Genomic DNA, 12627 nt, shown 5'->3' with positions numbered 1-12627 from the left:
GGTTTTTTGTTTGTACATAAGGATAAAAACGAAGCGCCATTGCCTTTTAATGGAAGTTATTTCCTGGTGTAATTTTGTGGATAACTTTGCTATGTAGTGGTAGCTGGTGGGGTATAATGGTATGCAGTGGTATGAAGTGGAAAATTTTTAGCTAGCCCACTTTATCCACATCGCTTCTGTTTTTAGCCATTTAACGGAAACGATGGGTACGAAATTAAAAGCCATGCTTATAGGGGAATACGTCCACACGTTGGATGATAAAAAAAGAGTTTCTTTGCCCGCCAAGTTCAGAAAAGAGGTGGGGAAGAAAGTGGTAATAACGAACGGACTGGATAAGTGTCTTTTCGTGTACACCATGCCTCAGTGGGAAAAGCTTGCGGATAAACTTTCCGAGCTACCACTAGGACGAGGAGATATGCGTGGCTTCTCTCGTTTTATGCTTTCGAGCGCGTTTGAGACAGACGTTGATTCATTGGGAAGAGTTTTGATTCCCGATGCATTAAAAGATTTCGCAGAGCTCAAGAGCAAGGTCGTCATCGCGGGCGTTTATGGACGCATCGAGATTTGGAACGAAAAGCTTTGGGGTGAATACAAAGCAAATATCGGTAAGCAGGCAGATTTGATGGCAGAGAAGTTAGGTGAGATAGGGGCAATATAACAGCTTGTTAGGAACTAGCTGTTAGCTGATTAGGAAAACATGGAAAAGAAAATATTAAAAGGTGCTCCATCTGAACCTAATAAGCTAAAAGAGGGCGAAGCTAAGGGCTCACATGTATCAGTTCTTTTACAAGAAGCAATAGAAGGTCTCAGTCTAAAAGCAGGAGCTGTCGCACTTGACGCAACACTTGGTGTTGGTGGTCACACGAAAGCAATTGCAGAAAAGATTGGAGCAAAGGGCACACTAATTGGCATTGATGCTGATAGTGCCGCAATCACGCGCGCAAAAGCAACACTTTCTGATTTTGGTTTTAAGGGCGAGATAAAATTTTTTAATACAAACTTTCGAAATCTCGACTTAGTACTGAAAGATGCGAACGTGGAAAAAATCGATGCAGTGTTGTTTGATCTTGGGCTAAGTTCTCCTCAGATAGAAATATCGGGAAGAGGATTCAGTTTTAGGCAAGATGAACCACTAGTGATGACATTTGCCGAAGAGCCAAAACCAGAAGAGGTTACGGCGCTTGATGTAGTGAATAGTTGGAGTGAAGAGACACTAACGCTAATCATCTCGTCATACGGTGAAGAAAAATTTGCCAGACGAATTGCCAAAGCGATTATCGAAAACAGGGAAGCACGTCCAATCACAAGCACTACCGAACTTTCCACAATCATTGAGCAAGCGATTCCTTACGGCGCAAGAAAGAAACAAAAGATTCATCCGGCAACACGTACTTTTCAGGGAATTCGAATGGCGGTGAATGATGAGGTAGGAGCCTTAAACGATGCGCTACCAAAGGCATTTGAGGCTCTCAACGCAAGTGGAAGAATGGCCGTCATCTCATTTCATAGTATCGAAGACAGAATCGTGAAGAGATATTTTCAAGAGAAAGCAAAAGAAGGTGTCGCAAAAATTATTACAAAAAGACCATTGATTGCGACTGACGAAGAGACAAAAGAAAATCCAAGAGCCCGCAGTGCCAAATTGAGAATCCTCGAAAAAATTTAAGTTCAAAAAGTTCTTTATGAAAAAAAATATTTCAAAATTAAATACAAGAAGTTCGGTAATAGCTTGGGGCGAGGTTTCAGGCGCAACAATGCACATAGCTCTCGGTGTCTTGGGTATTACGATGGCATTTTATTTCTACTTAGTTGCTAGTACAATTTTTAATGTTGCAGGAAGAGCAAATGTGGAAAACGAACTTAGAATAGTTAAATCATCTTTAAGTGAGATTGAGCTTGAATACCTTGCATCAGGCAACTCTATTTCTCTTGATTTAGCACGCTCCTTGGGCTACCAAGAAGCAAATAATGCTGTTTTCGTCTCAGAAAACACTGTTGCAAAGGGTCTAACATTGAGAGATGGCTCATCATATTAATCACACTAGTAGAATTAGGTTAATTTCATCCCTTTTAGTCTTTGCCGTGGGATTCATCATCCTCAGGCTTTTCTTTGTTCAGGTTGTTAACGGTTCTTATTATAGCGAGATAGCAGACCGCCAATATGCAACACCACGTGGCTCGATTTTTGATCGTGGCTCGATTTTTTTTAAGGAGATTGATGGAAAATTAATTTCTGCTGCTGGACTAAAATCTGGGTATATCGTTGCAGTTAATCCTCAAAAAATAACAAATGCAGAGGAGTTATATTTGAATTTAAAAAAATATATACCAGAGCTAGAGCACGATACTTTTATTAAAAAGGCGACAAAAGAAAAAGACCCGTATGAGGAAATAGCACATAGGGTTTCAAGAGAAAGTGTCGACGCAATAACAGCGCTAAAAGCCCCCGGAGTTTCTGCTTATAAAGAAAAGTGGAGGTTTTACCCAGCTGGAGAAATGGCAGCTCAGACAATCGGTTTTACCGCTTACAAAGGGGATGTTATTGGTGGTCGCTATGGGCTTGAACGACAATATGACGGCATTCTTGAACGGGGTAAAAATGGTCTTTATGTTAATTTTTTTGCAGAAGTTTTTTCAAGCTTGAGGAGTAATTTGTCTAGCGATGTTTTAGACAAAGAAGGTGATTTGGTTTTAACAATGGACCCTTCTGTACAAAGCTATGTAGAAAAAGTTGCTAAGGAAATTAACAAAAAGTATGATTCAGAAGAAACAGGGGCGATTGTTATCAATCCAAATGACGGCAGTATCTATGCAATTGTTATAACCCCTAGTTTTGATTTAAATAAATTCCAAGACGTGGAAAATGCGGGAATATTTTCTAACCCTTTAGTGGAAAACGTCTACGAAATGGGTTCGATAGTAAAGCCTCTTACGATGGCGGTAGCTCTTGATAAGGGCGTTGTCACAGCCAAAACAACATACAACGACACAGGCTCTCTCACGTTCAATGGCTACACGATTTACAATTATGACAAGCGCGGACGAGGTGTTACCACGATGCAAAATGTGCTTGATGAATCACTCAATACTGGCGCGGCCTATGCAATGCAAAAGGTTGGAAAAGAAGATTTCAAAAAATATTTCTTAGCTTTTGGCTTAGCAGAGAGAACGGGAATCGATTTACCAAACGAAGGAAGAAATCTTATTTCAAACCTAAATACCAATCGTGATATTGAGTTTGTGAATGCTTCGTATGGGCAAGGAATTGCTCTGACCCCAATTAGCATGGTGCGAGCTCTCGCAGTTTTGGGAAATGGGGGTTTTATTATTACTCCGCATTTAGTTTCCGAAATTGATTACAAAGGAGGATTAAACAAGGTGATTGAAACTCCAAAAGGAGCTCAAGTTCTTAAAAAAGAGACATCAGAAGAAATAACTAGAATGCTGGTTGAGGTTGTCGACAAAGCTCTCTTGGGTGGGGCTGTAAAAATGCAACATTATAGTATCGCTGCAAAAACAGGTACGGCACAAATTGCACTCCCGAACGGCAAAGGTTACTATGAGGATAGGTATCTACATTCGTTTTTTGGATATTTCCCGGCGTATAACCCAAAGTTTTTGATATTTATTTATACGAAATTTCCGAAAGGGGAGAAGTACGCATCACATACCTTAACCTACCCATTTATAGATATTACCAAGTTTTTACTGAGTTATTATGAAGTTCCTCCCGATAGGTAGGAAAATACATACTTTATGCAGTTTCTAAAAACAATCCTAAAAAAAATAATAGTCGCGATTCTTACATTAGAAGCGCGACTTATTTTAAAGAAATACAAACCGAAAGTTGTGGCTATTACAGGCACTGTCGGCAAAACTTCTGCGAAGGATGCTATTTATGCCGTGTTGTCGCATTTTTATACAACACGAAAAAGTGAGAAAAGTTTTAATAGCGAAATCGGAGTACCACTCACTGTTATTGGTTGCCCTAATGCGTGGAACAACCCACTTATGTGGCTAAAAAATTTTCTTGATGGACTTTCTCTTTTGATTCAAAGGAAGCCATACCCTGAGTGGCTTGTTCTTGAGGTTGGCGCCGATAGACCAGGTGATATTAAAAAAACAGCATCATGGATTAAGCCAGATATCGCTATCATCACGCGCTTAAGCAAAGTTCCGGCTCATGTGGAGTTTTTTGAGTCGCCAGAAGCAATAAAGGCAGAAAAAGGAGAGCTTGCTCAAGAAGTATCGCCAGGCGGGACTCTTATTTTAAACGGAGATGATGAAGACGTAATGTCTCTCAAGGAAAAAACAAAAGCTCGAACTGAAAGCTATGGATTTAACAAAGATGCCACACTCGTTGCTTCGTATGAAAATATTGAATACCAAAAAGATGATGGCGATAAATATCCCTTGGGCATAACTTTCCGTGTCGACTCAAAACGAGCAAGTATCCCCGTGCACTTGGCTGGCGGATTTGGAATGAATCATATCTATGCAGCACTCGCCGCACTTGCCGTCGCTGATGTGTGTGAACTCAATATGGTTCGCGCAGCAGAAGCGCTTCATACGTATGAAATGGCGCCAGGACGAATGAAATTAATTAAAGGGGTGAAGGAAAGTATTATCATCGATGACACATATAACGCTTCTCCGGTCGCAATGGAGTCTGCTCTCGACACGCTTTCAAAAATGAAGTGCGACGGACGAAAAATTGCAGTGCTCGGGGAAATGCTTGAGCTTGGTAAACACGCTAGTGATGAACATCGTCGAATGGGTGAAATTGCGGGTAAAATTTGCAACATGGTCATTACTGTCGGTATTCGTGCAAGACATATCGCCGAAGGAGCTCTCATTGCGGGGCTCTCTGAGAAAAAGATTTTTCAATTTGAGAATTCAGTGGAAGCGGGTAAATTTTTGGAACAAAAAATTAAAGCAGGGGATATAGCGCTCGTTAAAGGTTCACAAGGAGTGCGAATGGAAAAAGCGGTGCTTGAAGTGATGGCGGAGCCTGAGAAAAGAAAAGAACTTCTTGTGAGACAGGAGGAGGAGTGGAGCTTCCGTTAAAAGTAGCCCTCATTTGAAAGCGTTGACAATCATGTATTTAATGTCGTAGAGTAGCGGAAGCAAATGGTACATAGCTACTTGGGATGGGCCTAGGTGGTGGATATAACGACATCGAAGGAGGAATCATGGGAGGAAATGACTTGTATCCTGGAGAGGAAGCCGTCAAGCGCTTTCAGGATGTCAGGAGTGGTGAAATAACGCTGGTCATTGTCGCGATCATCGTGGTCATAGCAATTGCCTGTATTTATGGCGATCTGCTGGGGATCAACGAAAAGATTGCCACAACCTACAGGGATATCTGGGAAATCATCTTTCCCCGCTAGGCCAACTCACCTCAGACCAAAGCCCGCAGGAATGCGGGCTTCATCATTTTTGAATTGTAAATTTCCTCTTAAATTGCTATGATTTTTTGGTATTTTGTTTTAAAGAGGCCCTATCGTCTAACGGTTAGGACACCGCCTTCTCAAGGCGGGAATCAGAGTTCGATTCTCTGTAGGGTCGCAAAAATTAGCAAAGCCCAATTTTTGCGACCCTAAGCGAGTAAATCACTTTACTCGCGTCAGAGAATCGAAAGACGGAGCGTGACGGCGCGAGTCGGGGTAGCGGAAAATTTTAGCAAAAATTTATCCGTGACCGAAGCGTACTCGCGGTTCTCTGTAGTGGTTAGCTACAAAAAACTTAGTGACTTGTGACCATTAAAATTTGCAAAGCCTTAGAAAATTATGCGTGACCACTTCTCTTAATTAACCCCCATCCAAAACAGCCAAGTTCCAAAAATAAATATAACAGCACCCCAGAGGGCTGACTGGCCCCTAAACATCTGAGCTTTTTTATTGATATGTTCCGGAAATCCGATTTTCATAACTCCTTTAAGTAGGGTAGTCCAACCCAAAAGAGTAATGACGAGCCTCCAATCATTAACCCAGACGCTATGTGCAACAACAGTAGCTAAGCCAAGTAAAAAAGTAATATACCCAGTAGATATTGTTACAGATTTATCCTCGGTATATTCAATGACTCTTCCTAAAAACTTTGCTCCAATAGATAATCCACCAAGAACCATAAAAAGACTACCCCAGAATTTTGCTAAAAATATTGTAATTTCCATAATATTATTTGATTAAATTATTAACTTCGGAATTGAATTGAAGTACTTTCCACGCAAAATATATAAGAGCCATTGAAACAATCGCGCCAACACCCTCGATTATTGAATAGAGCGGAGTTGCTACTTCCGGCTGTAGTAGATGAAGCTGGTCGGCGATTACAAAAAGAATATTTAAAACTGCTGAGGTTATTGCAAGATACGCACCAAGCATTGGTCTTTTGTAAATTAGAGGTATCGCAGATATTTCAGCAATTAAAATTATAAAAAAATACGCTAACCAAAGAAGAGAGACGTTATCTTGAGGTCTTGTTTCAAACCCAATTGGTGGGGGAAACTCTAGGGCGGTAATAATGAGAGTTAGCATGATGGAACCAACTACTCCACGTTTTGCCCACTTAATACTTAAAATGTCGTCTTGTAACATAAAAAAATTATATCATAGAGCTTTGGGGTGTTGGGGTTTGATGCGCATTTTTCCACTCTTCCCATCCCTCAACTCTCGTGGTATTATAAATGAGGTAGTTTTGTTCAACTTATCGGGGGAGGAAACAGCCATGAAGTTTTTGAAGAATCTCTGGGGTAATTTTGCCCAGGCAGTTGAGGAGTTCATCGCCGACCTTCTCGAAGAAGACACGCTGGCTCTGACCGAAGTTGAGCCGGATCAAGTACCCATGATGGTCGAAACCGACTCCTTTGAGAGCTGGAAATAGATCACGAACAACGTTTTGAATTTGCCACCCATATCGGGTGGCCTTGTTTTTAATATTTAGGCAAAAAACTTGGTTCAACACATACACTATAATCTTGCTATAGCAAGATTATAGTGTATGTGTTGATTATGTTCTTAAATATATTAGGCAAAAAAATAGCGCCCCATGATGGGGCGCGGTTTGCTACGCGAGCGGAATTACGTAGCGAAGAGGTCGAGGCTCTCTTGCACGGGCGCTTCAGTCGGCGCTTTGAGAGGAACCTTGTATCCTTCGTACATCTTCATCACGAGCGGTTTGATTTTTCGCCCGTGGTAACCCTTTCCGTCGAATGCGTTGTTTCGTTGCAAAAGACGGTAAAGGTCTTTGTAGAAGACGTTTTCGTCAAACGACGTTACGTGATCCGCAGTCATTTTCGAAAAAATTTGCTCGGCAAGCTTCTGGTGAAACGGCTCGGTCGCCATGACAAATCCTCCATGAAGTAACCTCCTGATATCATACCAGAAAAGAGGGATATGTCAAGCCCGTACTAGAGCAAAGCTTAGTACGGGGCAGGCAACACTAGAAACAAAAAGAAAACTAGACTAGAAGCTCGTCAATTACATCCTTAACATCGTTTCCATCAGCAACACCTTTTAGTTCGTTCATCACCATTCCCATTAGCATTCCTTTTTTAGATTTGTCGACGATACCGCCAAGGTCAGCAATCTTTGCTTTAACAACACGAGCAATATCATCACGACCCATTGTTTCTGGGAGGTATTTTTCAAGAAGAGAAATCTCTGCTACTTCAACTTGAGCAAGATCAGCGCGGTTGCCTTTCATGTATTGCTCGACAGAGTCCTTTCGTTGCTTAACGGCGCGTTTTATAACAGCCGTAATTTCTTCGTCGGTTAAAGTGTCGTGTGGGGTACGCTTTGTTGCAACGAGTTCGTTTGTGCAAGCAGAAAGTATTCCGCGGACAGTGTTTAGCGCGACCTCATCCTTCGCCTTCATTGCTGTTATTAGTTCTCCTTTGAGTTGTTCGTAAAGTGTCATTTTTGTATAAGTGGATTTAAGTATACAATAGTAGAAATTAAAAACCACAGATATGTCCCAATATTACAATCCGCGCCGAACCAAGAATAAATTTAGTCCTGATAGCGCCGAACCATTTGCGCTCTCGCGTTCAAAAATTGATTTATTTTTAGAGTGTCCAAGATGCTTTTATTTAGACCGAAGACTCGGGGTAGGGAGGCCACCAGGTTTTCCTTTTTCTCTAAACTCTGCCGTAGATAAGCTTCTTAAAAAAGAGTTTGATATTTATCGCGCCAAAGGAATAGCTCATCCTTTGATGACAAATTACAAAATCGACGCTGTCCCTTTCAAGCACGATAATTTAGAGGATTGGCGAAACAACTTTGTCGGGGTGCGATATTTACACAAGAAAACAAATTTCGTCGTGACTGGTGCGGTGGATGATATTTGGGAAGCGCCGTCCGGCGAGATAATGGTTGTTGACTACAAAGCGACAAGTAAAGAAGGGGAAGTGTCTCTTGATGCTGAATGGCAAGATGGATATAAGCGACAAATGGAGGTGTATCAGTGGCTTCTACGCCAAAATGATCATATTGTTTCAAACGTGGGGTATTTCGTCTACTGCAACGGCATCTCAGATAAAGAAGCTTTTGACGCCAAGCTTGAATTTAATGTGAAAGTCATTCCTTACAAAGGTTCGGATGAGTGGATTGAGGAAGCTCTAATTGGGGCGAAGAAATGTTTACTTCTTGATGAACCACCAAAAGAATCTGAAGATTGTGATTATTGCTTGTATCGTGAAGCCGTTTCCGAAGTGATGCCAAAGAAAAAAGGAGGGGGAACAGCTTCGTTGTGGTAAAATATTTCTCATGGAAGTTGGAACTATTATTTTTGTAGTCATTGGTGTTTTTATCGGAGCTTTTGTTGTTTGGATAATCACAGCAAAACAGGGGAAACCAGCAGTTGAAACTGATAGTCTTTTACTTATTCAAAACCAACTCGCGACTTTGGCGAAGACGATGGATGACAAGCTTGGCGCGTCTAATAAAGATATGCAGGAAGCTGTTAGGCATCAATTTGTGGAATCGCAGAGTTTAATTCGCGATATTACCGAGAAGTTGACTCGTCTTGATGAAACGAACAAGCAGGTTATTTCCGTCACAGATCAGCTTCAAGGATTGCAGGATATTTTGAAGAATCCAAAACAAAGAGGTGTTTTGGGGGAATACTATTTGGAAACATTACTCAAGAACGTAATGGCTCCTAATGATTATCAAATGCAGTACGCATTTGGAGACGGAGAAATTGTTGACGCAGTTGTTTTTGTAAAAGATAAAATAATTCCTGTTGACTCGAAGTTTTCTCTTGAAAATTATAATCGTGTTATTGACGAAAAAAATCCAGCGGAGCGTGAGCGTCTAGCAAAGCTGTTCTTAAACGATTTGAAATTACGTATTTCTGAAACGGCAAAATATATTCGCCCGAACGAGGGAACGATGGACTTCGCTTTTATGTTTATCCCACACGAAGCGATTTATTATGATCTTTTGGTGAATAAGGTTGGTTCAATAAAAGAGAACGAAGAGAATTTGATACAACGCGCGGCAGGGAAGTATCACGTCATTATTGTTTCTCCAACATCATTCCTCGCATACTTACAAACAGTCCTTCAGGGGCTTAAAGCAATGCAGATTGAAGAGACCGCAAAAGATATTGTAAGGAGGGTGGAGGAGCTTGGAAAGCATTTAAAAGGGTACGAAGAATATCACAGCAAGCTTGGGAATTCATTGAAAACAGTGACCAATCATTACAATTCTTCTGGAAGGGAATTGAAGAAGGTAGACAAGGATGTTTTACGTATTACTGGAATGAGCCCAGGACTCGAAATTCCAATATTGGAAGGACCCGACCGAGAAGACGAATAGGAAGAAAAAATATCTCGATACCAAAAACGAACATTTAGGTAGAGGATTATTTTTAACCTTTTGTTCCGCTATTCTTTTTTGGTCCACAAAGATGTTTTTGGTACGGGATTATTGTTTTGTTGCTACTGATTACATTAGACAAAACAATAAAAAAACCCCGCGCCAAAGGGAAGGGGGAGGTAGGCGCGGGGGCTGACCGCGGTCGCCCCATCAAGCCATGGAGCGGAAGGGAGGTGCGGTCAGGAAAGCTGTTATTTCGATAAAGAGCGATTAGCTCGTTTCCTAAAAGACTGTAGCATTCTATATATATAGTGTCAACAACGGTAATCTTGCGTTTTTACTCGTTTTATGTAAAATACTCTGTCATGGCTGTAACCAAGAAAACCGCAGGAAAGAAGGCAGAATCAAGTGAATTTGCCGTAATAAAGACTGGTGGAAAGCAATATCGCGTTGCGGTTGGCGATGTTGTTACTATTGAAATAATGGATGGTGAGCACAAAGAGGGCGAGGCTATCGTCTTTGATAAGGTTTTGCTCGTTGATGACGGCAAAGATACAACCATCGGAACTCCATATATAAAAGAAGCAAAAGTGACCGGAGTATTGAAAGAAATTGGAAAGGCAAAGAAAGTAGAGGTGATGAAATACAAGGCCAAGAGTCGCTATTTGAAGATTAGAGGACATCGCCAGCCATTTTTCAAGGTTGCTATAGAGAAGATAAAATAAAAAAAAATCCGCTGATGGCGGATTTTTTTTATTTTCTATTTTCGATTGCGTATTTAAGTGTTTCTCCGTCTGAGTATTCGAGTTCGGAACCAGTGGAAAGACCGCGCCCAAGAGTACTTAAACTAATAGAATATTTTTGTGTGACTGGTTCGAGAATGCGCTTAACATATTGATAGGTATTTTCACCTTCGGGATTTAGCGAAAGGGCGATAATTATTTCTTTAAGAGCTCCGAGTTTTGCTTGGCGCTCAATTTCTGCAACTAGCTCGCGAGCTCGGATTTTTTTAGCAGGCTCTTCTTCGAGGATTGGGAGTAGTCCGCCGAGGATAAAGAAACGACCATTATAGAAACCACTTTTATTTACGTTTTCAAAATCAACATCTTTTTCAACAACAAGGACAGTGCTCTGGTCGGTGTTTGCACCACGACATATCTGACACATTGTATTCGTGTCGCTAGGGAAAAATCTATAGCAAGAAGCGCACTGAGAAACATTTTTCTTTACATCTGCGAGGGCTAAAGAAAGTTCCGAGATAAAATTACTATTTCGAGTTAGAAGAAAATATACAAATCTCTTAGCCTGACGTGGACCTATGCCGGGGAACATTGCAAAAAGACGTTCTAGTTTTTCTCGAGCATCCATAGATAATTAAAAGTCATCATCCTTACTAAGTGTTGCGTAGTCGCCCTTATCAACAGGGAGGAAGGTTGTTTTTTTGTCATCGAAATACAATTCAATTTTACCTGTTGGACCATTTCGATGTTTTTCGATAAGAATTTCAGCAATATTTGGTCGCTCGGAATCATCTTTGTACTTGTCTTCGCGGTGAATAAACATAACCAAGTCAGCATCCTGTTCAATAGAACCGGAGTCACGGAGGTCGGAAAGGCGAGGGCGTCCGCCGCGTGATTCAACGGCACGTGAGAGCTGAGAAAGTGCGAGGACTGGAATATCTAGCTCGCGAGCGAGGCTCTTTAGGGAGCGAGAGATCTCAGTCACTTGGTTGACCATAGAATCGTAATTTTTTGAGGTGGTCATGAGTTGGAGGTAGTCGACAATGATAAGGCCGAGACCATGTTCGCTTTTTAATCTACGTGCAACAGAACGCATTTTAAGAATGGAGTTACCGGCTTGGTCGTCGATATAGATAGGGGCTTTTGAAAGAACACTCATTGCGTCGCGTAAACGAGAAAAATCTTCATCGGCGCTAATTTTGCCGGTGCGTAGTTTCCATGCGTCAACGCGGGATTCGGCGGCAAGCATACGGTCGGTGAGTTGATGTGCGCTCATTTCAAGAGAAAAAATTCCAACCGGGATATTGTGACGAGTAGAGGCGAGTCTTGCGATATCGAGAGCTAAAGCAGTTTTACCCATTGATGGGCGAGCCGCGAGAATGATTAGGTCAGACTTTTGGAAACCAGCAGTTTTTGCATCAAGGTCTGGAAATCCAGTTGGGACACCGCGAATTTCGTCGCCAGACTTATTTAGATGATCCAGTCTTTCCCACGCCTCAGTCAAAGTGTCTTTGATATTAACGAATTTGTGAACCTTTGGGGAATTGGTGATGCCGAATATTTTTTTCTCTGCTTCGTCTAAAACTTGATCAAGTTCTTTTGATTCAGTAAAGCCCAAATCAGAAATATGATCTGCGGCGTCGATTAGTCTGCGCAAGATACTCGTCTTGTCGACAAGATTGGCATAGTGTAAAACGTTTGACGTTGAAGGGACGGTATTAATTAATTCAATAAGGTATGCACGACCACCAATACGTTCTAGGTCATTCTTGTCGTTTAGTCTGGAAGAAACAGTAATTACGTCGATTGGTTCATTTCTGGCAAAAAGTTCTCGAATTGCATTGTAAATTATGCGGTGTTTTTCAGCGTAAAAAGATTCCGGTTCTATAGAATCAACAATCTCGTTGATTGCATCTGATCGAACCATTATTGCACCAAGAAGAGCTCTCTCGGAGTCAATATTTTGTGGGGGAACACGAACAGAACTTCCTTTTAGTTGTGCCATAGTTGCTCCATATTAGCACATTGTCGCCCAGGTAGTTTAAGTCACGTTTGGGGCTAAG

16 protein-coding genes and 1 tRNA gene are annotated in these 12627 nt (G+C 41.4%); 11 read left to right on the top strand and 6 right to left on the bottom strand.

Features of this window, described 5'->3' with window-relative positions:
- Positions 1–223 precede the first annotated feature (223 nt).
- The 7 genes from mraZ (at position 224) to WC724_01495 (ending at position 5568) form a co-directional block, all read left to right on the top strand.
- Positions 224–658 (top strand): division/cell wall cluster transcriptional repressor MraZ, encoded by a 435-nt coding sequence (mraZ, locus tag WC724_01525; protein ID MFA6077679.1) that lies wholly within the window; start codon positions 224–226, stop codon positions 656–658.
- Between the two features lie 39 nt (positions 659–697).
- Entirely contained in the window at positions 698–1666 is a 969-nt protein-coding gene (gene rsmH / locus WC724_01520) for a 16S rRNA (cytosine(1402)-N(4))-methyltransferase RsmH (GenBank protein MFA6077678.1), read from the top strand.
- Between the two features lie 16 nt (positions 1667–1682).
- A complete protein-coding gene (locus WC724_01515) occupies positions 1683–2036 on the top strand; it encodes a hypothetical protein (protein ID MFA6077677.1) in 354 nt (117 codons plus the stop codon).
- A complete protein-coding gene (locus WC724_01510; GenBank protein MFA6077676.1) occupies positions 2020–3741 on the top strand; it encodes a penicillin-binding protein 2 in 1722 nt (573 codons plus the stop codon). The genes WC724_01515 and WC724_01510 overlap by 17 nt, the downstream gene beginning before the upstream one ends.
- A 15-nt stretch (positions 3742–3756) precedes the next feature.
- Positions 3757–5067 (top strand): Mur ligase family protein, encoded by a 1311-nt coding sequence (locus WC724_01505; protein MFA6077675.1) that lies wholly within the window; start codon positions 3757–3759, stop codon positions 5065–5067.
- An 83-nt stretch (positions 5068–5150) separates the two neighbouring features.
- Positions 5151–5390: a hypothetical protein gene (locus WC724_01500; protein ID MFA6077674.1), complete on the top strand. Its 240-nt coding sequence runs from the start codon at positions 5151–5153 to the stop codon at positions 5388–5390.
- Between the two features lie 106 nt (positions 5391–5496).
- A tRNA-Glu gene (locus WC724_01495) sits at positions 5497–5568 on the top strand.
- Between the two features lie 238 nt (positions 5569–5806).
- Here the strand turns inward: WC724_01495 and WC724_01490 are convergent.
- Positions 5807–6175, bottom strand: coding sequence for a hypothetical protein (locus WC724_01490; GenBank protein MFA6077673.1), 369 nt, complete (start codon positions 6173–6175; stop codon positions 5807–5809).
- A gap of 4 nt (positions 6176–6179) precedes the next feature.
- On the bottom strand, positions 6180–6599 hold the full coding sequence (locus tag WC724_01485) for a hypothetical protein (protein MFA6077672.1): 420 nt from the start codon (positions 6597–6599) through the stop codon (positions 6180–6182).
- Positions 6600–6729: 130 nt separating this feature from the next.
- Between WC724_01485 and WC724_01480 the strand changes: the two genes are divergently transcribed.
- Positions 6730–6885, top strand: a complete 156-nt coding sequence (locus tag WC724_01480; GenBank protein MFA6077671.1) for a hypothetical protein — start codon at positions 6730–6732, stop codon at positions 6883–6885.
- Between the two features lie 197 nt (positions 6886–7082).
- On the opposite strand, the gene WC724_01475 is transcribed toward WC724_01480, so the two are convergent.
- Both WC724_01475 and WC724_01470 read right to left on the bottom strand, forming a co-directional pair.
- Positions 7083–7346 (bottom strand): hypothetical protein, encoded by a 264-nt coding sequence (locus WC724_01475; protein MFA6077670.1) that lies wholly within the window; start codon positions 7344–7346, stop codon positions 7083–7085.
- A gap of 115 nt (positions 7347–7461) precedes the next feature.
- Complete coding sequence (locus WC724_01470; GenBank protein MFA6077669.1) at positions 7462–7920, bottom strand: GatB/YqeY domain-containing protein; 459 nt, start codon at positions 7918–7920, stop codon at positions 7462–7464.
- A gap of 52 nt (positions 7921–7972) precedes the next feature.
- Here WC724_01470 and WC724_01465 point away from each other — a divergent pair, with 52 nt between their 5' ends.
- The 3 genes from WC724_01465 to rplU all read left to right on the top strand — a co-directional run bounded on the left by WC724_01465 (position 7973) and on the right by rplU (position 10549).
- On the top strand, positions 7973–8758 hold the full coding sequence (locus tag WC724_01465) for a PD-(D/E)XK nuclease family protein (protein ID MFA6077668.1): 786 nt from the start codon (positions 7973–7975) through the stop codon (positions 8756–8758).
- 10 nt (positions 8759–8768) lie between these two features.
- A complete protein-coding gene (locus WC724_01460) occupies positions 8769–9824 on the top strand; it encodes a DNA recombination protein RmuC (protein ID MFA6077667.1) in 1056 nt (351 codons plus the stop codon).
- Between the two features lie 365 nt (positions 9825–10189).
- Positions 10190–10549 carry a 50S ribosomal protein L21 gene (gene rplU / locus WC724_01455; GenBank protein ID MFA6077666.1) on the top strand — a complete coding sequence of 120 codons (360 nt, stop codon included), beginning with the start codon at positions 10190–10192 and terminating at the stop codon, positions 10547–10549.
- A 28-nt stretch (positions 10550–10577) separates the two neighbouring features.
- Here rplU and WC724_01450 read toward each other — a convergent pair whose 3' ends face one another.
- Both WC724_01450 and dnaB read right to left on the bottom strand, forming a co-directional pair.
- On the bottom strand, positions 10578–11192 hold the full coding sequence (locus WC724_01450; protein MFA6077665.1) for a toprim domain-containing protein: 615 nt from the start codon (positions 11190–11192) through the stop codon (positions 10578–10580).
- 6 nt (positions 11193–11198) lie between these two features.
- The gene (gene dnaB, locus WC724_01445; protein MFA6077664.1) at positions 11199–12569 is read right to left on the bottom strand and encodes a replicative DNA helicase; all 1371 of its coding nucleotides are present in this window, start codon (positions 12567–12569) and stop codon (positions 11199–11201) included.
- Between the last annotated feature and the right edge of the window lie 58 nt (positions 12570–12627).

The sequence above is a fragment of the Candidatus Paceibacterota bacterium genome (assembly GCA_041661305.1).
In the GTDB taxonomy this organism is placed as follows: Bacteria; Patescibacteriota; Minisyncoccia; order Phycocordibacterales; family VMEP01; genus VMEP01.
Note: the sequence above shows the minus strand (reverse complement) of the source record. Positions and strands in the feature narration are given on the sequence as shown.